This window comes from Rhizobium sp. WW22 (assembly GCF_047041135.1).
GTDB lineage: Bacteria > Pseudomonadota > Alphaproteobacteria > Rhizobiales > Rhizobiaceae > Rhizobium.
In genome coordinates, this window is record NZ_CP178198.1 from 1,974,255 (window position 1) to 1,995,944 (window position 21,690).

The following is a 21,690-nucleotide window of genomic DNA, read 5'->3' on the forward strand; positions in this document are numbered from 1 at the left end:
TCCGCTTCTTGCGCCTTTCTGCCTTGCCGCAAACAAAAGCAGCTGCTAACGGTCGGCCTCGTTCTTTCCTCCCCTTTCCGCAGGATGCAGATGTCTCGCATACAGGCGAATTTGTTGTTGTTGCTTGCCGCCGCGATCTGGGGTGGCGGTTTCGTTGCGCAATCGACAGCGATGAAGGCGATCGGCCCCTTCTGGTTCATCGGTCTCAGATTCGCTGTCGCCACCCTGGTCGTCCTGCCCTTCGTGTGGATGGAAAACAGGAAGGCTGCGAAGCCCCTGACGCCTCGCAACTGGCTCTCCTTTTTGCTGATCGGCCTTGCTCTTTTCGGCGGAGCGGCAACGCAGCAACTCGGCCTGCTGACGACGACCGTCACGAACTCGAGTTTCATAACCGGCCTTTACGTGGTCTTCGTGCCGCTGATCGCCGTTATCTTCCTGCGACGCTCGCCGCATTGGGTCATCTGGCCTGCAGCCTTGATGGCGCTTTGCGGCATCTACCTGCTCTCGGGGGGCTCCTTCTCGCGCCTTACCGTTGGCGATTTCCTGACTGTGATCTGCGCCCTCTTCTGGGCAGCCCAAATCACGCTCGCCGGCTCCGCCGTCAACGAAACCGGTCGGCCGCTCGGTATTTCGGCCACGCAATTTGCCGTCACCGCCGTTCTCGCTCTCGCGGTTGCCGCCGTCATCGAACCAATCAGCATTGCCGATATAAGTGCCGCACTCGGCGAGATCCTGTACGTCGGCATCTTTTCCTCCGGCCTGGCTTTTGCGCTGCAGATCATCGGCCAGCGTTATACGACCGCACCCCAGGCCGCGATCTTCCTGTCTTCGGAAGCACTGTTCGGAGCTTCACTCGGCGCCTTGCTGCTCGGCGAGACCATCCGCCCGCTTGGCTATGCCGGCTGCGCCTTAATGTTTGCGGCGATGCTCGCTGTAGAATTGGTCCCAGAACTGACACGCCGGCGCGACGCTGCAGCGTAAAAAACGCCGGAAATGCGGGCTTTCGGTCGCGTGCCTCTATGGTTTGGCAAAATTTTTCGAACGATCGAAAACGACCGTTCACACCAACGGATTTGGAGAAATTTTGTCAAAACTATATCGTGGACGATGCAAAACCCTTAGAAACCTGTTTCAAAGTGGGAAAATTTGCGAATCGCCATAACATATTCGCGTTACGGTATTGTGCTCGTTGTGCCACGTTAAAAAACTTTTGCTTGCCAATTTCCCCTAAACACAGCACTCTCAACAGTGTTCGGGCATTTTTAGAGCATGGGAAGTCCTAATAGAATTGCGAGCCGGAAACGCTAATATTCCGGTCAGCTTGGTCGAGAAGCGGGGTGGCAAACATCGCATCACGTCCATGCCGAGTTACGGGGACCTTTTCCTTCAAATTTCGAGAACTGCCTGCAAGCGCCCGCAAGGGCAACTGAAGTAATGCTGCCCGTGTGGATGGTGGGCAGAGAGAAAAGGACCTGAGGCATGGCCGAGACTGGCACTGTAAAGTTTTTCAATACCGATAAGGGCTTCGGTTTCATCAAACCGGACAAGGGTGGCGCAGACATCTTTGTACACATTTCTGCAGTTCAGGCTTCTGGTTTGGCAGGATTGTCGGAAAACCAGAAGGTAAGCTTCGACACGGAACCGGATCGCCGCGGCAAGGGACCGAAGGCCGTCAATCTGCAGATTGCTGGCTGAGACACCCTACGGTTATCAAATTCGAGTTGAGGCCCGGCAGCAATGCCGGGTTTTGTCATTCAGTCTGCATTCAGTTTGCCCCATATAATTTGCCTTCCATGAAAGAGCGGGACTGATTTTTATCCCGCCTCCGTTAGAGGACAGGCCAATGACCATACTCGGCAAAACGCTCGTCATGTCTGCCGTCGCCGCGGCGTTGACAGCCACTTCCATGAGCGCTGCTTCCGCCGATGAATATTGGCGTCATCACAACCGCGATGGTTGGGCGCTCGGCGCTGCGGGGCTTGCAACCGGCTTGATCGTCGGCTCCGCCATTGCCAGCCAGCCGCGCTACGCCGAGCCGGCCCCGGCCTATGTCGATCCGGACTACGATGCGCCTCCTCCGGCCTATTATTATCGTCCACCGCCGCGCCGTGTTTATGTCGAGCGTGACGTCAGTTATTACGCGCCGCCGCCGGCATATGGCCTACGTCCCTGGTCGCCGGCGTGGATGCGTTATTGCTACGACCGTTATAGAAGCTTCGACAGCCGCTCCGGCACCTATGCCGGCTATGACGGCATGCGCCATTTCTGCACGGCCGATTGATTTCGACCGTGCCTCCGCATGAGAATGCAGGAACCAAGGCACCGCTTTCAAATGGGCATCAAGAACTATTTGATCGAAGGTGTTTCAGGAACCGGCAAGACCGCTGTCGCCGCCGAACTGCAGCGGCGCGGGTATCATGTGATCCATGGTGACCGGGAGTTGGCCTATAAGGGCGATCCGGAGACGGGTGAACCGCTGGATGCTTATGCCCTTCGGAAGCACATTGCGGATGTGGCCTTCGGGCACAGACATCATCTTTGGGATGTCGGCAAGGTCAAATCCCTGGCCGCCGATCGAAGCCACCCGATCTCCTTCTTCTGCGGCGGCTCACGGAATTTCGATCGCTTTATCGATCTGTTCGATAAAGTCTTCGTTCTGAATGTCGATCTGGACACGCTGAGGCACCGCCTTGCCAGCAGGCCGGAAGACGAATTTGGCGGCAGGCCTGCCGAGCGAGATGTCATCATGCGATTGCATGCGACGCAGGAGGATGTTCCGAAGAACGCGGTGACCATTGACGCCACCGCGCCGCTCGTCAGCGTTGTCGATGATATTCTCTCGAAATGTTAGCAAAGCGGCCGGATGGCCGCTAGCAAGCGAGCGGAGCGTTCCTCATAATCCGCGCAGAAAGGGATTGGTGCGGCGCTCGTCGCCGATGCGGCTTCCAGGTCCATGGCCGCAGATGAAACCTACCTCATCGCCCAGCGGAAAGACCTTGTCGCGGATCGATTCCAAAAGCTGCTGGTGATTGCCGCCGGGCAGATCCGTTCTGCCGATCGAGCCGTTGAACAGCACGTCGCCGAGATGGGCGAAACCCTGCTTCCGGTTGACATAGATGACGTGACCCGGTGCATGGCCGGGGCAGTGGAAAACCTCGAACTCATGCTCACCGAAGGAGACCTTGTCCCCCTCCTTCAGAAAGCGGTCCGGCGTGACGTTGCGCACGCCGCTGATGTTGAACATCTTGCCCTTGGCTTGGATATCCTCGAGCAGGAAGCGGTCATCTTCATGGGGACCGATCACCTCGATGCCGAGCGCTTCGCGCACCTCGTCGGCACCGCCGGCATGATCGATATGGCCGTGTGTCAGCCAGATGGCCTTCAGAGTAATGCCGTTCTCGCGCACCGTCTGTAGGATGATATCGACATCACCGCCCGGATCGACCACCACGCCCTCCTTCGTCTCCGGATCGAACAGGATGGTGCAGTTCTGTTCGAAAGGGGTCACCGGAATGATGCCGGCCTGGAGCATGCCCATGGAGCGCCTCGTCTGTTTGATCGTCTTGTCGCCGGTATAGCGGCAAACTCCAGGTAAAACAGCCCCTGTAGGCTGCAAAGTGGCGCGGGTAACGAAGACCATCCTCGTGAAATTCCAGAAGGGCAAGTTATTCCATATGGTTATTCTGATTTTCGATTGATTGTCACATTGCTCTCACCTGGCCAATCGGAACACCGAAGCATCCGAAGCGTTGAAGAGAAGTCTTTCAAGACAGAAGGAGAAAACCAATGTCCTTGAAAAGAAATCTGTTGCTGGCCAGCTTTGTCCTTCTCGGCAGTGCGGGCCTCGCCGAGGCCGAGATGGCCGCAACGACCGCCACCGATATCGAAGTTCGTTCCGGTCCAGGCGCGGAATTCCCAACAGTCGGCATCGCCACACGAGGGTCCGAAGCCACTCTGGATGGCTGCGTCGAAGGCAGCCGCTGGTGCCGGGTCGATGTCAACGGCATGCGGGGCTGGGTCTATGCGCAATATCTAAGCGTGGAACAGAATGGCGCCTCGGTCGTCGTCCAGGACCACCGGGATGACCTGGGCATTCCCACCATCACCTATGAACAGACAGACCCAGTCCAGACCGGCAGCGTCCGGCGCGTTCAGCCAAGTTCGAACGATCAGTTACTGGGTCCGGTCGATGAGAACGGCACCGATGTGGTCGCCGTCACCCCGCCTGAGGAAGTCCGGACCTATATTGATGACAACCCGGTCGATACGGTTCGGTTGAATGGTGATCTGGTCGTGGGCGCCACCGTCCCGCAAAGCGTGGAGGTGCACCGCATTCCGGATTATCAATACAGCTATGTCGAGGTGAACCATCAGCCGGTTCTGGTCGATCCCGGCACGCGCAGGATCGTCTACGTCTACCGCTGATTCGCCTCACGGGACCGCAAAAATGGCGAAATTGACATGCGGCCAGACAGCCGCATGTCCAAACCGCGGATTTCCCCTGAAATTATTGCGGAATTCTCCCGTTTGAGTTGCCCTTCTATTTCCAGCGATCCATGCATGATGTAATTCTAATATCAGCAGGGATTATCGCCGCTGCCTGGCATCGAACCTGTTTGCGGCGAGAGGGCATCCGGAAGCGTCTCCGGAATTATGGGAGAAGGGCAGTCATGGAAAGTCTAGCGCCTATCATTACGCAATTGATTGCCGGTGCGATCGGTGGCAACGCCGCGAGCGCCGTTTTGAAGCAGGACGGGATCAATCTTGTTGCGAGAACGATCGCCGGGGCCGTCGGCGGCCTTGGAGGCGGCCTGATCCTGAACCTGATCGGCAGCGAGGCCCTGACCGGCCTTATCGCGCAGGGCATATCCTCGCTGGTTGCCGGCGGCGTACTCTCCGCGATCGTCGGTGCCGTTCTCGGCCGCAAGGCGTAAATAATCGGAGCGTGCAGGCCGGGCTTGGCAATGACCCGGCTTGTGCGGATCAATGCGTAATTCTGCTTGGCCACAGCTGCCTCCGCCGTGCTTCTAGCCGGGCGGAGCGGAAAAATATGACGTCCCCAGGGTTTTCGCCGTCTTCGACGGTCGGATATGAATCGGCTTTCCAGCCCGAGGCGTCTGTCTCTCGTCTCCACTTGCCCAAGACGATCTGCCGATTCGCCATGCGGCCAATCGCCGAGTCTCAACACCGGTGGCAGTGAGCGAAAATACAGGATATGTTAGAGTTTTCGTTGGGACCGCGCTTAATTTCCTCATGAAGCAGCGCCATTCGAGCAACATGGCATTGTGCGAAGCCGGGCGTCAACGTAAAAATGCGTCAACAGGCCTGACGTATTTTTGCGGAAATTTCCCGAATGCTCCATAATAGGAAAGGAAATGCCACGGTGCCACGACAGATGAGCCAGAATGCGGCAAAGACGGAGCTGCTGGCCACGCCGTTGCAGAACGCGGGAAGCATCGATTTCGAGATCATCGAGCTGCTTTTCTTCGCCTACCGCGATTTCGTTTCCGATCCGGACCAGATTCTGCTCAAGAGCGGCTTCGGCCGGGCTCATCATCGCGTCGTCCATTTCGTTAACCGCGAACCCGGCATGACGGTTGCAGACCTTCTGGAAACATTGCAGATCACAAAACAGAGTCTGGCGCGGGTTCTCAAACAATTGATCGATTCGGGTTATATTCGCCAGGTCGCAGGTCCGGAGGACCGGCGGCAGCGCAAGCTGTACCCGACGCAAGCCGGCAGAGACTTGGCGCTGGCTTTGGCCGAGCCCCAATCGCGCCGCATTGAAAGGGCATTCGAAGGCGCGTCCGAAGCGACGCGCGAAAGCGTGAAGCGTTTCCTGAGAGGAATGCAGACCGTAAAATGACAGCACTCCAGTCTGCGGGGCCGGAATGGAATGCGTCAACGAAACCGACGGGTAGGACAGGATCGAGATTGATCGAATGACGACAAAAGCAGCAATTTCGGATGATGCAGCACATCTTCTGGTAGTGGATGACGATACCCGTATCCGCGCCCTCCTCAACCGCTACCTTATGGAGAAGGGCTTCCGCGTCACGGCTGCCGCCGATGGCGCCGAAGCGCGCCGCAAGCTGGAAGGGCTCGATTTCGATCTCATCATCATGGACGTGATGATGCCCGGCGAATCCGGCATTGCGCTGACGTCGAGCCTGCGGGCCATCAAGAACATTCCGATCATCATGCTGACGGCGCTGGCCGAAGCCGATTCCCGCATAGCCGGCCTTGAGGCCGGCGCGGATGACTATCTGCCGAAACCCTTCGACCCGCGTGAGCTGGTGCTGCGCATCAACAATATCCTGCGGCGCAATGCGCCCGCCGATTCCCCGAAAATCGAACTGGTCATGTTCGGGCCGTACACCTTTTCGCTCACCCGCAAGGAGCTCAAGAAGGCCGCGGAACTCATCCGGCTTACCGATCGCGAGCAGGAAATCATGCTGCTCTTTGCCAAGCGCGCCGGCGAGACGATCCCGCGCCATGAACTCATCGGCAGTGACGCCGAAGTGGGAGAGCGGACGATCGACGTGCAGATCAACCGGCTGCGTCGCAAGATTGAAGATGACCCCGCCAACCCTATCTGGCTGCAGACGGTGCGTGGTATCGGCTATCGCCTGAGCATAGATTGAGATCGGCCCGCGGGACCAGATTATGGTGACATTCGATTCCATCAGACGCGACCAGGATCACACGCCATCCAACGGATTGCGGTGGCTTTCGCGCTGGATGCGTCGCTATATCCTGCCGACCGGCCTCTACGCCCGCTCATTGCTGATCTTCATCCTGCCGATGATCATTCTGCAGGCGGTTGTTACCGTCGTCTTCATGGAGCGCCACTGGCAGATGGTGACGCAGCGGCTGTCGATGGCGACCACGCGCGACATCGCCGCCATCATCACCATCATCCAGACCTATCCGCAGGATGCCGACTATTCCGCCATAACGCAGATGGCACGGCAAAAGCTCGACCTCAGCATATCGATCGAACCCGGGGGCGAATTGCCGCCGCCGCGCGAAAAGCCCTTCTTCTCGATCCTCGATGGCATTTTGAGCGACGAGATAAAGGAACAGATCAATCTACCCTTCTGGATCGATACCGTCGGCAACTCCAGTCTGGTCGAAATCCGCATCAAACTGCCGGACAAGGTGCTGCGCGTCTTCGCCAAGCGCAGCCAGACCTATGCCTCGAACACCCATATCTTCATTCTATGGATGGTCGGCACCTCGCTGGTGCTGATCGGCATCGCCGTTCTGTTCCTGCGCGGCCAGATCCGCCCGATCCTGGCGCTGGCTCAGGCGGCGGAAAGCTTCGGCAAGGGCCAGCGCCTGGAAAACTACTCTCCCCGCGGTGCCGACGAAATACGCCGCGCGGGCCTTGCCTTCATCCTGATGCGCGAGCGCATCGAACGGCAGATCGAGCAGCGCACGGCGATGCTTTCCGGCGTCAGTCACGACCTACGCACCGTTCTCACCCGCTTCAAGCTGCAGCTCGCCCTTGTGGGCGAAAATCCGGATCTTGTCGGCCTAAGCGAAGACGTGGAGGACATGCAAAGCATGCTCGAGGGCTACATGGCCTTCGCGCGCGGCGAAGCCGAAGAAGATGTCGGGCAATTCAAGCTCAGCGATATCCTCGAAAAGATCCGGCAGGACTTCACGCTGCACGACAAGTCCATGAGCTTCTCCATTGAAGGGGATGACGAAATCTCCGTCCGGCCGAATGCATTCAACCGTCTGGTGACGAACCTCGCCACCAATGCACGACGCTATGCCAACAGCCTCCGCGTCGAAGCCAGGCACAGCGCCAAATGGCTGACGATCATTTTCGATGATGACGGCCCCGGCATTCCCGTCGCCGCGCGAGACGACGTCTTCAAACCGTTCTTCCGGCTGGATTCAGCCCGCAATCTCGACAAATCGGGCACAGGTCTCGGCCTTGCCATCGCGCGCGACATCGCCCGCAGCCATGGCGGCAACGTCACGCTTGGCGACAGCCCGCTCGGGGGCTTGCGCGCCACCATCCGCATTCCTGCCTGAGGGGGAGGGCATATGCCGATCGATATCGAGGGCATGCACTGGTTGAACACGCCGCCCATGTGGGAAGTGAACCAGGGACGCCTGTTCGTTCAATCCGGCAACAAGACCGATTTCTGGCAGGAAACCTATTACGGCTTCCACCGCGACGACGGTCATTTTCTTGGGACGTCCCGCCGGGGCGATTTTACCGCCGAAGTCACCTTCGTCGGGCATTATCGCGAGCTTTACGATCAGGCCGGCCTGATAGTCCGCCATGATGCCAGGCACTGGATGAAATGCGGGATAGAATATACCGACGGCGCCAGGCATTTCAGCGTCGTCGTCACCAATGGCAATTCCGATTGGTCGGCCTTCCGCCTCGATCACGAGTTCGATGCCATGTCGGCACGGGTCACCCGCAACGGCGACGCCCTCTTCATCCAGTACCGCACCGACCGCATGAGCGAATGGCGGATGGCAAGGCTCGCCTGGTTCGATCCGATGCTCGAGGAAGTGTTGGTCGGCCCGGCCTTCTGCTCGCCGCAACGCGAAGGCTTCGAAGCGGAATTCCTCGATTTCAGCCTGACCGACCCGGTTTCACGGGATATTCACTGACGTCTTCCCTCTCCTATTGCGAAAGGGAAAAGGCTTACATCATCCTCTTGCCGTTCGGCACCGGCTGGGTCACCGCGGCCAGAACGATCGCGCCGGATTCGTCTTCGAAGCCCAGGGTCAGCACTTCGGAGCGCACCGGACCGATCTGACGCGGCGGAAAATTGACGACCGCCAGCACCTGCCGGCCGACAAGGGTTTCCGGCGTATAGTGCACGGTGATCTGCGCGGAGGAACGCTTGATTCCGATCTCCGGCCCGAAATCGATCCTGAGCTTGTAAGCGGGCTTGCGCGCTTCTGGAAAAGTTTCCGCCTCGATGATCGTCCCGACACGGATGTCCACCCGCTCGAAATCGCCGTAAGTGATCTCTTCCGCCATGTCCTGCCTTTTTAGAAAACTCAGCCGGCCAATTCCTGTGCCCGCTTGCGCGCCGCCTCGAGGGCCGCATCAAACAGCGGCTGCATGCCATCCTCCGCCATCAGGACGCTCAGCGCCGCAGCTGTGGTGCCGCCGGGAGAGGTCACGTTCTGGCGCAGACGCGAAGCGTCGTCGGGAGACTGGTGCAACAGTTCACCAGCCCCCGCGACGGTTTCCCGTGCGAGCCGCATGGCGAGGTCCGCCTGCAGGCCAAGCTTTCGGCCCGCCTCCGCCATGCATTCCACGAGATAGAAGACATAGGCCGGGCCGCTGCCGGAAACGGCGGTTACCGAATCGATATCGGCTTCGCCGGGCACCCATTCGACCGGACCGGATACCTTCAACAGGTTTTGAACCAGCTGCCGCTGGCGGTCGCTCACGCGTGCATTGGCAAAAGCGCCCGTCACACCACGCCCGACCATGGCGGGCGTGTTCGGCATGGCGCGCACCATGGCCGCTTTTCCCAGATGCGTTTCAAGCGCGGACAGCGTCTTGCCGGCCGCGATGGAGACGACGACCGTCGTCTCGCCCACAAGCGGCTTGAACGGCGGCAGGACTGCGTCCATCAGTTGCGGCTTGACGGCGATGAAGAGAACCCCCGCCGTCACACCTTTCGGCACTTCGGTGACATGGCTTGCGCCGGCATCCGCAATCATTTTGCGCATCGCTTCGGCAGGGTTTGGATCGACAACGATGACGGATGATCCCGGCACGCCGTTTTTCAGCCACCCCGTCAGCAATGCCCCGCCCATGTTACCGGCGCCGATCAGGACGATCGGCCCGGAGGCTGCAAATGCATTGGCGGATTGTTCGCCTGTCATGTCACGCTTCGCCTACCGTTTCAAAAAGTACGGCTTCCATGGCGCGGTTCGCGTCAAGGCCGGACCATACAACGAATTGGAAAGCCTGATAGTAAGCTTCGCAGGTGTCAAGCGCGTTGGAAAGCAGCACTTCCACCTGACGGTTGGTGGGCTCCGCCCCACCCGACAAGAGAAGCGATTGGCGGAAGATAACGATGTCTTCCTGACGCCATAGATCGAAGTGACCCATCAGCACCTGCCCATTGATGCAGGACAGGAGCTTGATCACCTCGTTGACCCGGGGATCCGGAACCTTGACGTCGAACGCGCAGGCTATGTGCAGCGCCTCGAACTCCTCCATCCAGGAGAACGAGACGTGATAGTCGGTCCATCGTCCCTCGACGGTCATGGCGAGTTCGTCCTCGCCGGACCGTTCGAACGACCAATCGTTATTGGCAGCGACGAATTCGATCATGTCGACCGGGTTCGATTGTCGTTCGGCTTCCATTTCCATAAGGCTCATGCAGCACCTTCTTGACCGGATCGGTTGCAGTTTTCCCGTGGCTCGACACTGAAAGAACGCAAACAATTTTACTCCGGAAACATCCTCGGGATGATGTTGAACGGCTGCCAGACTAACGCTTCCACCATGCCCGGGGCTTACCAAGTCCGTTTCGAATCATCATTTAAAATCAGTGTATAGCGGCATGCCCGGCATGCCAGCCCCTGAACGGTGATTTTGGAAACGGCACTGTGGAAAGCTCTTCCGACGCCTATTCAGAAGGGAGTCATAACCGACTCTGGCGATTGGCTTTTTTGCCTATGTCCACAGGTGGAAAAACAAACGCAAATTTTCAGAGGAAAAAGGCACGGCAAACGGGTGCCGTGCCGATCTGCAAACGTAAGATCGGGCTTATTTGCCCTTGGAAGCAAGCTTGGTTTCAAGCGCTTCGATTCTCGCCAGCAGCGCCTCGTTTTCGTCGCGCGCCTTGATCGCCATTTCGCGGACGGCTTCGAATTCCTCGCGCTTGACGATATCCATGCTGTTCAGCCAGCGCTCGGCATGGGCATTGAAGGCGGTCTCGATTTCACGGCGCACGCCTTGGGCAGCACCGGCGGCATCGGTCATCAGCTTGGCGAATTCATCCAAGATTCGGTTCGGTCCAGTGCTCATGGCAATCTCCTTGCAGCCGTCGGCCCTCAACGGTCAGGCATCGATATGGGCCAGATAGTGCTGAGGTAGGATTTCCAAGGGGCCGATGCAAGCAAATTGAGATAGGACTGGACAACCGGAGCCCCATCTCGGCCGGATCAACAATCGACTTGACCGTTTCGACGGCGAACGCCATGTTCCGCGCACATTTAGCTATATAGCATGATCCCCGTTCCGGAATGGCACGGTGCTTTCGGGAACATGCTGAAACGGGCCTGACGATCTTGCTGACATCCGCCAATCTCGCCGCCATCCTGCCGTTCCCGGACATCAACCCCATCGCCGTCTCCCTCGGCCCGATCTCAGTGCATTGGTATGGGCTTGCCTATGTCGCAGGCATCCTGCTCGGCTGGTTCTATGCAAGGCGGCTGGTCGACAATGGCAAACTCTGGCTGAACGATACTGCACCGATGACGCGCCAGCATCTGGATGACTTCATTCTCTGGGTCGCCTTCGGCATCGTTCTCGGCGGCCGCATCGGCTACATCCTTTTCTACGATCTCGACCCGGTGATCGCCAATCCGATCCGCGCTATCGAGGTCTGGAATGGCGGCATGTCCTTCCACGGCGGATTAATAGGCACGACTATCGCCATGATCTTGTTCGCAAGGCGCAACCAGATCCCCACCTGGAGCCTGTTCGATATCGTCGCCGCCGTCGCGCCGATCGGCCTATTCTTCGGCCGCATCGCCAATTTCATCAACGGCGAGCTTTGGGGTCGGGCCAGCGACGTTCCTTGGGCGATGGTCTTCTGCAGCCCACATGTGATCGCCGCCCATAATGGCGTATGTCCTGCTGGCCCAGACCCGCGGCACCCGAGCCAACTTTATGAAGCCGGCATCGAAGGCATCATCCTCTTCCTTATTCTCTTTATGCTTACGCGCTGGGCGCTGGCATTGAAAAAGCCGGGTACGATCAGCGGTATTTTCGTCATCGGCTATGCCTTCTCGCGTATTTTTGTCGAATTCTTCCGTCAGCCTGACGAGCAGCTCGGCTATCTGCTCGGCACGAACTGGCTGACGATGGGCATGGTGCTGTCGCTTCCGATGGTTGCCATCGGCCTATGGGCTGTCATCCGCGCCCGGCTGGCGGCAAGGCAGATGGCTTGAGGTGGAGTTCAATACGCGGGATCCTTTCAGGAACGGCTCCCAGCCTTTCAGGATCACGCACTAGCGAAAGCAAAGAATGACGACGGCGCTCGGGGAAAAAATCAAAGCCATCATCCGCACCAACGGACCATTGAGCATCACGGATTATTTTTCGTTGTGTCTCGCCGACCCCGTGCATGGTTACTACAAGACGCGTGAACCCTTCGGCCAATCCGGCGACTTCGTTACGGCACCCGAGATCAGCCAGTTGTTCGGCGAAATGATCGGTGTCTTCATGGTGCATGCCTGGCAGCGGCATGGAACGCCGGCCCAGGTACGCCTTGTCGAGATCGGCCCCGGCCGCGGCACGATGATGTCCGACATGCTGCGCGTCATCGGCAAGCTGGCGCCGCCGCTTTACGATGTCATGACGGTGCATCTCGTCGAGACCAGTGAACGCCTGCAGGGCTTCCAGCGGCAAACCCTGGAAGCGTATGGCGCCAAAATTTCCTGGCATACCGATTTCGGCGAGGTGCCTGGGGGTTTCACCCTGCTAGCCGCCAACGAGCTTTTCGACGCCATTCCGATCCGCCAGTTCGTGCGCACCGCCAATGGTTTTCGCGAGCGGATGGTCGGTCTCGACATCAGCGACGAGCTGACCTTCACGACAGGCGTCGCGACTCTCGACCCCTCGCTTCTTCCCGACGGTGGCCTGCCGCCGATCGGCACGATCTTTGAAATTGCGCCCGCCCGTCAGGCCGTCATGACGACAATCTGCGACAGGCTTGCCGCCCATGGCGGCACGGCGCTTGCCATCGACTACGGTCATATGGCGACAAGCTTCGGCGATACGCTGCAGGCCGTCCGCATGCATGAATACGATTCGCCGCTGGAGCACCCCGGCGAAGCCGACCTGACCAGCCATGTCGATTTCCAGCATCTGGCCCAGACGGCGCTCGCCTCCGGCCTGCATATCAACGGCTGCTGTCATCAGGGCGATTTTCTTGTCGGGCTCGGTCTGCTGGAGCGTGCAGCCGCCCTCGGCCGCGACCAGGATGCAGCAACGCAGGAGAATATCAGCGTCGCGGTAGAGCGGCTTGCCGGCGCCGGCGAAGGCAAGATGGGGGAGCTTTTCAAGGTGCTGGCAGTCTCCAGTCCGGCGATCGATCTCCTGCCCTTTCGTCCCGTCAGCTGAGACTTGACCACCAATCCTTCGGATTGACAGCGTGCATCGGGCTGGGCCAACATTCCTCAATGATCGAACTGCTTCGCCGCGGCTGCGTTATCTCAAGCACGACAGGTCAATCAAGATTATCAAGGGACATCTCGTTGCCGACACCACTTGCAAGCACATTGCTGAGCGCCGCCGAGGCTGCGGGCATTCGCCACGGCTATTTCACCCGCGCCGGCGGCGTGTCGGAGGGCCTTTATCGCGGGCTGAACGTTGGGCTCGGTTCGCATGACGATCGCGAGCGCGTGCAGGAAAACCGGCGCCGTGTTGCCGGCTGGTTCGGCTTGCCGGTCGAGCGGCTCGCCACCGTGCATCAGATACATTCGCCCGATGTCGTGACCATCGGTGCGCATTACGACGGCAGCCGGCCGCAGGCCGATGCGATGGTGACGGCCACACCGGGCATCGCAATCGGCGTGCTCGCCGCCGATTGCGGCCCGATCCTTTTTGCCGATCCCGAAAACCGGGTTATCGGCGCAGCCCACGCCGGTTGGAAGGGCGCGCTGACCGGCGTGCTTGAAAACACCATCGACGCGATGGTGGCGCTCGGCGCAAGGCGTGACGCCATCATTGCCGGCCTCGGCCCATCGATCAGCCAGGCGAGCTATGAGGTCGGCCCAGAATTCGTCGAACGCTTTATTGTTCACGATCCCGGTTATGCCAAGTATTTCGCCCCTTCTGAGCGCGACGGCCATGCCATGTTCGATCTGCCGTCCCTCACGGTCGATCGCCTGCGCAAAGCCGGTGTCACCGCCGAAAGCCTGAACCTCTGCACCTATCCGGACGCAGAGCGTTTCTTCTCCTACCGCCGCACGACGCATGCGAAGGAGCCGGATTACGGACGCCAGATTTCCGCCATCGCTATCGGGGAGGCAAGTTAATATGGCCCTGCATTTCGAACGCAGCGAATTCGATGCTCGTCTGGCACGCCTGCTGGCGAGAATGCAGGAAGAAAAACTCGATGCCATGCTGCTCTTCGCACAGGAGAGCATGTATTGGCTCACCGGCTACGATACGTTCGGCTTTTGCTTTTTCCAGACACTGGTCGTCAAGGCGGATGGATCTCTGACGCTGATGACGCGCTCGGCCGATCTGCGCCAGGCGCAGCTGACTTCCGTCATCACCGACATCCGCATCTGGGTCGATCGCGTCAACGCTGATCCGACACTCGATCTCAAGGAACTATTGTCGGATCTCGATCTTCTCGGTGCCCGTATCGGCATCGAATATGACACCCATGGCATGACCGGACGCATCGCCCGGCTGCTTGACCAGCAATTGGCGAGCTTCGGCCAGATCGTCGACGCCTCCTATCTCATCAGCCGCCTGCGTCTGACGAAGAGCCCGGCGGAAATCGTCTATGTCGAACGCGCCGCAGCATTGGCCGACGACGCCTTGGACGCTGCCCTGTCTCTGGTTAAGGCGGGCGCGGATGAGTCAGACATTCTGGAAGCCATGCAGGGTGCCGTCTTTGCCGGCGGCGGCGATTATCCCGCCAATGCATTCATCATCGGCTCTGGCGCGGAGGCCCTGCTCTGCCGCTATAAGTCCGGCCGTCGTAAGCTCGATGCCGATGACCAGCTGACCCTCGAGTGGGCCGGTGTCGATGCCCATTATCACGCAGCCATGATGCGCACGGTCGTCATCGGCACTCCCAGCCATCGCCATCGCGAGCTTTACAGCGCCTGCCTTGAAACCCTGCAGGCGATCGAGACAATCCTGATGCCGGGGCACACCTTCGGCGACGTCTTCGACATGCACGCCAAGATCATGGACGAGCGCGGCCTTAGCCGCCACCGGCTGAACGCCTGTGGCTACTCTCTCGGCGCCCGCTTCTCGCCTTCATGGATGGAGCACGAGATGTTCCACATGGGCAATCCGCTTGAGATCCAGGAGAACATGTCGCTCTTCGTGCATATGATCATCATGGATTCCGACAGCGGCACCGCCATGACACTCGGTCAGACCTATCTGACGACCTCGCAGGCCCCGAAAGCCCTTTCCCGCCACCCTCTCGAATTTCTTAACCGTTAGGGGCGTAAGATAGCGATCCTGGACGGTCAGACCGTCGGGAGAAAGGATCGCGTCAATGGGAGTGGTCAGGATAACGTTGATTGTCGCCGGCTTTTGCCTGGCGCTCTCCGCCTGCAACACCACGGACGCCCTGACGCCGCCCGAAGCGATCGGTGATGCCGGCTCCAGCCCGGTAACCCAACGGGATGTCGAGCGCATGGCTTCGACACCCCAGCGCCGCCAAACCTTTCAAAGCGCGCAAGAGAGCTACGGCTATCAGCAGCAGACCTCGCAGCAGGCCTATCAGCCGCAAAACTACGGCGGCAGCGGCACGCTCGACGACCAGGCCTCGGCGCTGAGATCGAACGGCACCAATCCCTATGCATCTCGCCCGCTCGATGGTTCCCGCACCGCCTCCATCGCTCCATCTAACAATCAGTTTTCGGAAGCCGACGAGCAGCACGAGGCCGACCGGCGCCTGTCGGACGATCCACAACCGCAGCAGCAGCAACAACAGACTGCCGACGACCCGCAGCCAGATCAACAGCAGCCGGATCAACAGGCGTCGCTGCCGCCCACAGCCGCAGCCGGCGGCAACAGCGTACGCTTTCTTCCGATCATCGGCGCTCCAGTGGAAGCCGTCACGCCGCTGTCGCGCCAGTTTGGTGTCGACGCTCGCTCGCTCGGCCTGACGATCAAGAGCTCAAGCGATTCCAGTGCCGCCTATATCCTCAAGGGCTATCTTTCCGCCTTTGAAGATGGCCCGCAGATTTCCGTGACCTACGTCTGGGATGTATTGGACAGCAATGGCAACCGCGTCCACCGCATCCAGGGCTCGGAAAGCGCGCCTCTGAAGCGTGGCGATCCTTGGTCGGCCGTTCCTCCAACGGTTATGCAGAAAATTGCCACCAAAACCATGTCGGATTTCAATTCCTGGCGCGAATCCAACGGTGGATAGCTAAAAGCTTTTCAGAAATATGAAGCTAACGGGCCTCCCCCTCTTGCATTCGAGAGCAAGGCGGTTAAAAGCGCGGCTATCAGGTTGGTAATAGGCGGGCCACAATGAAGGTTTTCGCAGGCAATTCGAACCGGCATCTTGCCGAAGCGATCTGCAATTATCTCAACGTTCCCTTGGGAAGAGCTAGCGTCCGCCGGTTCGCCGACCAGGAGATTTTCGTAGAGATCCAGGAAAATGTACGCGGCGAGGATGTGTTCCTCGTGCAGCCGACGTCGTTTCCGACCAACGATCACCTTATGGAACTGCTGATCATGATTGATGCGATGCGCCGCTCGTCGGCACGACGCATAACGGCGGTTCTTCCCTATTTCGGCTATGCCCGCCAGGATCGCCGCGCCTCGGGGCGCACGCCGATCTCGGCAAAGCTCGTCGCCAATCTGATCACCGAGGCAGGTGCGGACCGCGTTCTTACGCTCGACCTGCATGCCGGCCAGATTCAGGGCTTCTTCGATATCCCGACGGATAATCTCTACGCACTGCCGATCCTGACGCGCGATATCAAGGCGAACTACGATATCGGCAATGTCATGGTCGTTTCTCCTGATGTCGGCGGCGTCGTACGTGCCCGCGCGCTCGCCAAGCGCCTCGACTGTCTGCTGGCAATCGTGGACAAGCGCCGTGATCGCCCCGGCGAATCCGAAGTCATGAACGTCATTGGTGACGTCTCCGGCAAGGATTGCCTCCTGATCGACGATATCGTCGATTCCGGCGGTACGCTCTGCAACGCTGCCGATGCCCTGCTCGCACGAGGCGCGGCAAGCGTCACCGCCTATATCACCCACGGCGTTCTCTCCGGTGGCGCCGTGACCCGCGTCGCAAACTCGCAACTGAAGGAACTGGTGATTACCGATTCCATCCAGCCGACGACCGCCGTGCTATCGGCTCCGAATATTCGCGTCATCACGACGGCTGGCCTCATCGGCGAAGCGATCAACCGCACCAGCCAGGAAGAATCGGTTTCGAGCCTCTTCGACTGAGGCGCAGCGCCGCCTCAACTCGCCTTCGCACGCAGGGGATGCGACTGTTTCCATGCGAGCAGGCCAATGCCCAACAGCCCCGAGATGAAGACGGCCGCGCCCGATCCCATGATCGAAGGCCCGATGCCGAACCACGCAAACAGCGTTGGCGACATCAGATAGGCCAGAAGCAGGCCGGTGAAGATCGCGCACATCGATAAGCGATAGACCTGCGCCAGACGATGCGGCTCGCTGCGCGTCTGCATCAGATGGAGCATGGCAAGGTTCTCGAAAGGTCCGTTGATCGCCGCAAAGCAGGCAACGATCATCAGCCCGATCCGATCATGCATCAGCGGCAACAGGAAAACGCCAGATCCGAAAATGAGCTTCGCCACGATAATCCAGACCACCGGCCGGCGCGGCTTGACGCTTCCGAGGATCAGATTGGTGGTCAGGTTGCCGACACCGTAAGCCGTCATCATCAGACTGTAGTCGGTCAGCGGGTCGGCGCTGGTTTCGCGCAAATGCAGGATCATGCCGAGCAGAATCCCCATCGCCCAGGCGACATTTCCCATCAGGTTGGCGAAGAGGCCATAGAGAATTGCCGCATGGCCACGCGCCGCGCGCCATCCGCCAAGAATGCCGTCCACGACGGCCGCCATTCCGGAGAAATTGCGGCGCCGCGACGCCGTCGGGAGCTTCGCCACTGCCAACCACACGGCAAGCGCTGAGAGTGTGAAGGCGGCGGCCGTGACCATGAAGAACTGAGATTTCGGCAGGAACCCGTTCACAAGCGCGATCAGGCTCGGACCGAGAATGCGCGCCATGCGGCGCGTGGCGTCGAAGAGGCCGTTGGTCGCGTGCCGGACTTCGGCATCGACCGCAATCACCGACAGGGTCGCCTGCAGCGACGGATCGAACGTCGACGTCAACAACGCGATGCTTCCTGCAAGCACCACCAACAACGGCAAGCTCATCAGATGCAGAAGACTTGCCAACGACAGCATCAGCAATAGAGCCGCACGCATCAGATCGGCCGTGATCATCGTCCTGCTATGCCGCCAGCGATCCGTGACGATACCGCCGAACAGGCTGCCGAACAGCAGCGCGCCGGACTGCAACGCCGAAACATATCCCGCATTGCTGCCGATGAAATCAGCCGCAATCCAGACGACTGCGACCATGTAGAATTCGGAGCCTGTAGCTGCCAGCACCTGGCCGGCCCATAGGAGAGAGATCGAGCGCTGGCTCAGCGGCTTCAGGACAAACATGATCGCATTCTGATTTCAAATTGGCTTACTTCAGGGCCTGACCGTTGACCGACACGTGACCATCGTCTGAAAGATCGATATCCCAGCGCGAGCGCCCATCTGCATCCGTCTTGGCAAAGCCCTTGGCCATCATCAGGCCGAAGGAGAGCTGAGACAGATCCTCCTTGGTCTTTGCGGCCTCCTGGATGGCGGCGATCGTCTTGTCGAGATCGCGAGCAAGAACCGTCATCTTCATGGCAACGCGGTCCTTCTCGTTCAGCCAGCCGCGCAGGCTACCGGATGCCTCGACATCATAGAGACCCGATACGGCGCTGATCTTCGGGAAGTTGACGGTCATCGTCCCGTCCGGGAACATGGCCTTCTGCAGCTTCTCGTCCATGGCTGTGTCGCTCTCAGGATTCTTCAAATCGGCCTGCTGAAAAACATCGACGAGAGCGGAGAAATTCAGATTCGGCACTTGCACCTGGATATCGGCCGTATCGGGAATGAAGGCGACATAGTCTTCGGGGATTAGGCCCGTTTCCAGTACGAGCTTCTCGGCATTCAGCCCGAAGTCCGCATTCATGGCATTGGCTGGCCCGGCTACCTTGAAGAAATAGCCCATCTTCTGCAGGCCGCCATTACCGAAAGGCGTCGTGACCGCGATATCCTTGATGGCGACGGACTCGTCAAAGGAACCGACGATCGGCATGGCATCCATCAGCAAGGCCTTGATCGCCTTGCTATCGGCATCGGAAAGCGTCTTCTCATCCTTGTGTTCGGAGACGAACTGCAGCAGCGAATTCAGTGCCTTCAAGGGCAGCTTCGTCGCCCCCATGCTGAAATCAATCGCTGCAATCTTGACTTCCCCGAGCGTCGCATCGTCGGCCGAAATCTTGTCATAGAGCGATTGCAGGCTGCCGTTCATCTTGAGATCGAGCCTGCCCGGCTCGCCGCTGTCTGCCGACGACACGGTATAGGTGATGCTGTCGGCGGTCGCGTCATTCTTCTGGACGCTCTTATCTTCGTCGGTGGTCTTTGTCGCGATGGTGATGCCGTTGCCCTTCATATCCATGGAACGCAGATAATGAAGTGCCGGATCGAAAACGCCCTGAAAGGTCGATGATGCCAAGGCATAGCGAAATTCGGTATCGGGGCCACTGCCAGGCTTCGAACGGGCCGTCACATCGAAGGCATTGTTGCCTTCAATGTTCCAAAGGCCGCTATCAAGCGGCGTTGCCAGCATCATCAGCGGCTTGAGGCCACTGATATCGAAACCGCTCACATTCAACTTATCGAGCAGCTTCTGCAAATCATACGTGACTTCGTAGTGTGGGCTGACCGGCTTGACCGCGATCGCACCGCTCTTGGCGATATCATCGGGCAGGAAATAGGTCAGATTGCCGTAAAGGTCCTTGGCACCTTGCTCGCTGACATCAGCTGCCTGCACAACGCCGGCCACGCCGACAGCGAGAACAGCCGCCGTGGCAACCGCTTTGAAACGCATAACTCACCCCCAAATATGATGGAAAAGAAACGTGGAAATCTGGAAAGAGCCGACCGGCCTTTTACATAGAACTTTATCATCGCCCTGATACATGGGCTTACCCTCAAACTTCAAGGCTTCTTCATCACCTGTCCGTTGACCGTCACCGTTCGGTCTTCATCCATGGTGACGTCCCAGCGCAGACGGCCATCCGGATCGGTCTTGGCAAAACCCTTTGCAGCAATCAGGCTAAAGGAAACGCTGTTCAAGCGAGGCTGGGTCTTGGCAGCCTCTTGCATGGCAGCGACCGTCTTGTCGAAGTCGCGCGCCAGGATCGTCGCCTGCAGCGAAAAGCCGGAATGTGGCTTGGTCGAGGCCTTCAGCTCACCGGAAACCTCGACGTCGTACACATCGGATTTTGCACTGATCTTCGGAAACTCCAGCGTTCCATAACCGCTCGGGAACATCGTGCGTTTCAGAGCCTCGCCGGAAACCGGCGTCGCCCGCGCGACAATTGAATCGAGACCAGCATCGATGAGGCCGGCGAAATTGATATTGGGCACGCCGAGCTGAACATCCACCATCGCAGGCAGGAAGGGCATAAAAGCAACCGGCACAAGACCCGCATCGGGCGTAAACTGCTCGGCCCTAAGCTCCAGATTGACATTGGACGCCTTGGTTAGGCCGTCCATCTTGAAACTGTAATCGATACGCTTGACGCCGACGTTGCCTTTCTCCGTTGCCACCAGCGCGTTGTTCACGGTCACGGTCTTGCCGAGCGAGCCGAAAACCGGCAGAGCTTGATGGACCAGCTGCTCGAACTTTTCGCTGCCACTTTGCGAAAGTTGCTTGGCCTTGACGTGTTGAACGAAGAACCGGATGAGCGCGCGCAGATCCTTCACCGGCAAGCTGGTGGCAGTAAGGTTGGTATCGACGCTGTCGGCGCTGAAAGTGATCGGCGCCGCATCCGGCCGCAGGGTCACCTGCTCATGCAAGCGCTGCAGCGTACCTTGCAATTGCAGATCGACCTTACCCGCTTCGCTGCTGTCGGTGACCGTGTGAGCGAATGAGGCGCTGTCGATGGTCGCATCGATCTTGCGCCCGCTTTTCTGACCGCCGCCGGCGCTCGAAAATTTCACGCCGCTGCTCTTGATACCCATCGACCGCATCATTTCGATGGCAGGATCGAAAACACCGTCAAAAGAGCTGGAAGCGATGGAATAGGCAATGTCCGAGGTCGGCGAATGCAAGGCGACATCGAGACTGTTGTCGCCCGTCAGATGCCACCTTCCCTGCTCGACGGGCTGTGCGAAAAGGGAGAGCGGCTTGAAACCCGTCACCGAAAACGCGCTCGAATTGATCTTGTCGAAGAATTTCGCAAGATCATAGGTGATCTCATATTGATCGCCGGCCGGTTTTACGGTCACGAAATCGCTGCGGGCAAGGTCCTGCGAAAGCGAATGCGTCAGAACATTGCGGAGTTCCTTGGCACCTTGCTCGTTCACGTCGGCTGCGTGTGAGACACCAGCAAGACCCATGGAAAAAACCGCGGCGGCAATAACCCTGGAACGCATGCC

General features: G+C 58.9%; 24 protein-coding genes. 16 read left to right on the top strand and 8 right to left on the bottom strand.

What is annotated here, in order from left to right:
* The first annotated feature begins 90 nt into the window (after nt 1-90).
* From ACK83U_RS09775 to ACK83U_RS09790, 4 genes are all read left to right on the top strand, one after another.
* Nucleotides 91-981: a DMT family transporter gene (locus ACK83U_RS09775; RefSeq protein ID WP_112411610.1), complete on the top strand. Its 891-nt coding sequence runs from the start codon at nt 91-93 to the stop codon at nt 979-981.
* 498 nt (nt 982-1,479) lie between these two features.
* A complete protein-coding gene (locus ACK83U_RS09780) occupies nt 1,480-1,695 on the top strand; it encodes a cold-shock protein (protein ID WP_004116423.1) in 216 nt (71 codons plus the stop codon).
* A 148-nt stretch (nt 1,696-1,843) separates the two neighbouring features.
* Nucleotides 1,844-2,281 (top strand): BA14K family protein, encoded by a 438-nt coding sequence (locus tag ACK83U_RS09785; RefSeq protein ID WP_112604957.1) that lies wholly within the window; start codon nt 1,844-1,846, stop codon nt 2,279-2,281.
* Between the two features lie 51 nt (nt 2,282-2,332).
* Nucleotides 2,333-2,851, top strand: coding sequence for a nucleoside kinase (locus tag ACK83U_RS09790; protein WP_112604955.1), 519 nt, complete (start codon nt 2,333-2,335; stop codon nt 2,849-2,851).
* A 42-nt stretch (nt 2,852-2,893) separates the two neighbouring features.
* Here the strand turns inward: ACK83U_RS09790 and ACK83U_RS09795 are convergent, their stop codons facing one another.
* Nucleotides 2,894-3,538, bottom strand: a complete 645-nt coding sequence (locus ACK83U_RS09795; RefSeq protein ID WP_112604952.1) for an MBL fold metallo-hydrolase — start codon at nt 3,536-3,538, stop codon at nt 2,894-2,896.
* A 248-nt stretch (nt 3,539-3,786) separates the two neighbouring features.
* Here ACK83U_RS09795 and ACK83U_RS09800 point away from each other — a divergent pair, with 248 nt between their 5' ends.
* From ACK83U_RS09800 to ACK83U_RS09825, 6 genes are all read left to right on the top strand, one after another.
* Nucleotides 3,787-4,425 carry a DUF1236 domain-containing protein gene (locus ACK83U_RS09800; RefSeq protein ID WP_112604949.1) on the top strand — a complete coding sequence of 213 codons (639 nt, stop codon included), beginning with the start codon at nt 3,787-3,789 and terminating at the stop codon, nt 4,423-4,425.
* A 245-nt stretch (nt 4,426-4,670) separates the two neighbouring features.
* Nucleotides 4,671-4,934, top strand: a complete 264-nt coding sequence (locus ACK83U_RS09805; protein WP_112604947.1) for a hypothetical protein — start codon at nt 4,671-4,673, stop codon at nt 4,932-4,934.
* Between the two features lie 461 nt (nt 4,935-5,395).
* The gene (locus tag ACK83U_RS09810; RefSeq protein ID WP_181476084.1) at nt 5,396-5,866 is read left to right on the top strand and encodes a MarR family winged helix-turn-helix transcriptional regulator; all 471 of its coding nucleotides are present in this window, start codon (nt 5,396-5,398) and stop codon (nt 5,864-5,866) included.
* Nucleotides 5,867-5,942: 76 nt separating this feature from the next.
* Nucleotides 5,943-6,644, top strand: coding sequence for a response regulator (locus ACK83U_RS09815; RefSeq protein ID WP_015340597.1), 702 nt, complete (start codon nt 5,943-5,945; stop codon nt 6,642-6,644).
* A gap of 22 nt (nt 6,645-6,666) precedes the next feature.
* On the top strand, nt 6,667-8,049 hold the full coding sequence (locus ACK83U_RS09820) for an ATP-binding protein (RefSeq protein WP_112399072.1): 1,383 nt from the start codon (nt 6,667-6,669) through the stop codon (nt 8,047-8,049).
* A gap of 12 nt (nt 8,050-8,061) precedes the next feature.
* Complete coding sequence (locus ACK83U_RS09825; RefSeq protein WP_112604944.1) at nt 8,062-8,643, top strand: DUF1349 domain-containing protein; 582 nt, start codon at nt 8,062-8,064, stop codon at nt 8,641-8,643.
* 34 nt (nt 8,644-8,677) lie between these two features.
* Here the strand turns inward: ACK83U_RS09825 and ACK83U_RS09830 are convergent, their stop codons facing one another.
* From ACK83U_RS09830 to ACK83U_RS09845, 4 genes are all read right to left on the bottom strand, one after another.
* Complete coding sequence (locus ACK83U_RS09830) at nt 8,678-9,019, bottom strand: tRNA-binding protein (protein WP_112399074.1); 342 nt, start codon at nt 9,017-9,019, stop codon at nt 8,678-8,680.
* Between the two features lie 20 nt (nt 9,020-9,039).
* Complete coding sequence (gene proC, locus ACK83U_RS09835; RefSeq protein ID WP_112604941.1) at nt 9,040-9,879, bottom strand: pyrroline-5-carboxylate reductase; 840 nt, start codon at nt 9,877-9,879, stop codon at nt 9,040-9,042.
* Nucleotide 9,880: 1 nt separating this feature from the next.
* Nucleotides 9,881-10,381 carry a YbjN domain-containing protein gene (locus ACK83U_RS09840; protein WP_041677603.1) on the bottom strand — a complete coding sequence of 167 codons (501 nt, stop codon included), beginning with the start codon at nt 10,379-10,381 and terminating at the stop codon, nt 9,881-9,883.
* 390 nt (nt 10,382-10,771) lie between these two features.
* Nucleotides 10,772-11,032 carry an accessory factor UbiK family protein gene (locus ACK83U_RS09845; protein WP_015340603.1) on the bottom strand — a complete coding sequence of 87 codons (261 nt, stop codon included), beginning with the start codon at nt 11,030-11,032 and terminating at the stop codon, nt 10,772-10,774.
* A 218-nt stretch (nt 11,033-11,250) separates the two neighbouring features.
* On the opposite strand from ACK83U_RS09845, the gene lgt reads away from it, so the two are divergent.
* The 6 genes from lgt (at nt 11,251) to ACK83U_RS09875 (ending at nt 17,398) form a co-directional block, all read left to right on the top strand.
* Nucleotides 11,251-12,180: a prolipoprotein diacylglyceryl transferase gene (gene lgt, locus ACK83U_RS09850; RefSeq protein ID WP_412474584.1), complete on the top strand. Its 930-nt coding sequence runs from the start codon at nt 11,251-11,253 to the stop codon at nt 12,178-12,180.
* A 76-nt stretch (nt 12,181-12,256) separates the two neighbouring features.
* The gene (locus tag ACK83U_RS09855) at nt 12,257-13,354 is read left to right on the top strand and encodes a class I SAM-dependent methyltransferase (RefSeq protein ID WP_112604939.1); all 1,098 of its coding nucleotides are present in this window, start codon (nt 12,257-12,259) and stop codon (nt 13,352-13,354) included.
* Nucleotides 13,355-13,488: 134 nt separating this feature from the next.
* Nucleotides 13,489-14,271, top strand: a complete 783-nt coding sequence (gene pgeF, locus ACK83U_RS09860; RefSeq protein ID WP_112604936.1) for a peptidoglycan editing factor PgeF — start codon at nt 13,489-13,491, stop codon at nt 14,269-14,271.
* A gap of 1 nt (nt 14,272) precedes the next feature.
* A complete protein-coding gene (locus ACK83U_RS09865; protein ID WP_112604933.1) occupies nt 14,273-15,424 on the top strand; it encodes a M24 family metallopeptidase in 1,152 nt (383 codons plus the stop codon).
* Between the two features lie 55 nt (nt 15,425-15,479).
* The gene (locus ACK83U_RS09870; RefSeq protein WP_412474585.1) at nt 15,480-16,361 is read left to right on the top strand and encodes a hypothetical protein; all 882 of its coding nucleotides are present in this window, start codon (nt 15,480-15,482) and stop codon (nt 16,359-16,361) included.
* Between the two features lie 104 nt (nt 16,362-16,465).
* Nucleotides 16,466-17,398 (top strand): ribose-phosphate pyrophosphokinase, encoded by a 933-nt coding sequence (locus ACK83U_RS09875; RefSeq protein WP_015340609.1) that lies wholly within the window; start codon nt 16,466-16,468, stop codon nt 17,396-17,398.
* 14 nt (nt 17,399-17,412) lie between these two features.
* Here ACK83U_RS09875 and ACK83U_RS09880 read toward each other — a convergent pair whose 3' ends face one another.
* The 3 genes from ACK83U_RS09880 to ACK83U_RS09890 all read right to left on the bottom strand — a co-directional run bounded on the left by ACK83U_RS09880 (nt 17,413) and on the right by ACK83U_RS09890 (nt 21,687).
* Complete coding sequence (locus ACK83U_RS09880; RefSeq protein WP_112604927.1) at nt 17,413-18,648, bottom strand: MFS transporter; 1,236 nt, start codon at nt 18,646-18,648, stop codon at nt 17,413-17,415.
* A 25-nt stretch (nt 18,649-18,673) separates the two neighbouring features.
* Nucleotides 18,674-20,134 carry a hypothetical protein gene (locus ACK83U_RS09885; RefSeq protein ID WP_112604924.1) on the bottom strand — a complete coding sequence of 487 codons (1,461 nt, stop codon included), beginning with the start codon at nt 20,132-20,134 and terminating at the stop codon, nt 18,674-18,676.
* Between the two features lie 110 nt (nt 20,135-20,244).
* Nucleotides 20,245-21,687, bottom strand: coding sequence for a hypothetical protein (locus tag ACK83U_RS09890; RefSeq protein WP_112605633.1), 1,443 nt, complete (start codon nt 21,685-21,687; stop codon nt 20,245-20,247).
* Nucleotides 21,688-21,690: the final 3 nt, after the last annotated feature.

Excerpts from the sequence above, each read along its gene's own strand:
- ACK83U_RS09830 (WP_112399074.1), bottom strand. The coding sequence starts at position 9,019 with ATGGCGGAAGAGATCACTTACGGCGATTTCGAGCGGGTGGACATCCGT.
- ACK83U_RS09865 (WP_112604933.1), top strand. The coding sequence starts at position 14,273 with ATGGCCCTGCATTTCGAACGCAGCGAATTCGATGCTCGTCTGGCACGC.
- ACK83U_RS09845 (WP_015340603.1), bottom strand. The coding sequence starts at position 11,032 with ATGAGCACTGGACCGAACCGAATCTTGGATGAATTCGCCAAGCTGATG.
- ACK83U_RS09775 (WP_112411610.1), top strand. The coding sequence starts at position 91 with ATGTCTCGCATACAGGCGAATTTGTTGTTGTTGCTTGCCGCCGCGATC.
- ACK83U_RS09855 (WP_112604939.1), top strand. The coding sequence starts at position 12,257 with ATGACGACGGCGCTCGGGGAAAAAATCAAAGCCATCATCCGCACCAAC.
- ACK83U_RS09790 (WP_112604955.1), top strand. The coding sequence starts at position 2,333 with ATGGGCATCAAGAACTATTTGATCGAAGGTGTTTCAGGAACCGGCAAG.
- ACK83U_RS09800 (WP_112604949.1), top strand. The coding sequence starts at position 3,787 with ATGTCCTTGAAAAGAAATCTGTTGCTGGCCAGCTTTGTCCTTCTCGGC.
- ACK83U_RS09820 (WP_112399072.1), top strand. The coding sequence starts at position 6,667 with ATGGTGACATTCGATTCCATCAGACGCGACCAGGATCACACGCCATCC.
- lgt (WP_412474584.1), top strand. The coding sequence starts at position 11,251 with ATGGCACGGTGCTTTCGGGAACATGCTGAAACGGGCCTGACGATCTTG.
- ACK83U_RS09870 (WP_412474585.1), top strand. The coding sequence starts at position 15,480 with ATGGGAGTGGTCAGGATAACGTTGATTGTCGCCGGCTTTTGCCTGGCG.
- ACK83U_RS09875 (WP_015340609.1), top strand. The coding sequence starts at position 16,466 with ATGAAGGTTTTCGCAGGCAATTCGAACCGGCATCTTGCCGAAGCGATC.
- ACK83U_RS09785 (WP_112604957.1), top strand. The coding sequence starts at position 1,844 with ATGACCATACTCGGCAAAACGCTCGTCATGTCTGCCGTCGCCGCGGCG.
- ACK83U_RS09825 (WP_112604944.1), top strand. The coding sequence starts at position 8,062 with ATGCCGATCGATATCGAGGGCATGCACTGGTTGAACACGCCGCCCATG.
- ACK83U_RS09795 (WP_112604952.1), bottom strand. The coding sequence starts at position 3,538 with ATGGGCATGCTCCAGGCCGGCATCATTCCGGTGACCCCTTTCGAACAG.
- ACK83U_RS09805 (WP_112604947.1), top strand. The coding sequence starts at position 4,671 with ATGGAAAGTCTAGCGCCTATCATTACGCAATTGATTGCCGGTGCGATC.
- proC (WP_112604941.1), bottom strand. The coding sequence starts at position 9,879 with ATGACAGGCGAACAATCCGCCAATGCATTTGCAGCCTCCGGGCCGATC.
- ACK83U_RS09890 (WP_112605633.1), bottom strand. The coding sequence starts at position 21,687 with ATGCGTTCCAGGGTTATTGCCGCCGCGGTTTTTTCCATGGGTCTTGCT.
- ACK83U_RS09810 (WP_181476084.1), top strand. The coding sequence starts at position 5,396 with ATGAGCCAGAATGCGGCAAAGACGGAGCTGCTGGCCACGCCGTTGCAG.
- ACK83U_RS09815 (WP_015340597.1), top strand. The coding sequence starts at position 5,943 with ATGACGACAAAAGCAGCAATTTCGGATGATGCAGCACATCTTCTGGTA.
- ACK83U_RS09780 (WP_004116423.1), top strand. The coding sequence starts at position 1,480 with ATGGCCGAGACTGGCACTGTAAAGTTTTTCAATACCGATAAGGGCTTC.
- ACK83U_RS09880 (WP_112604927.1), bottom strand. The coding sequence starts at position 18,648 with ATGTTTGTCCTGAAGCCGCTGAGCCAGCGCTCGATCTCTCTCCTATGG.
- ACK83U_RS09840 (WP_041677603.1), bottom strand. The coding sequence starts at position 10,381 with ATGAGCCTTATGGAAATGGAAGCCGAACGACAATCGAACCCGGTCGAC.
- ACK83U_RS09885 (WP_112604924.1), bottom strand. The coding sequence starts at position 20,134 with ATGCGTTTCAAAGCGGTTGCCACGGCGGCTGTTCTCGCTGTCGGCGTG.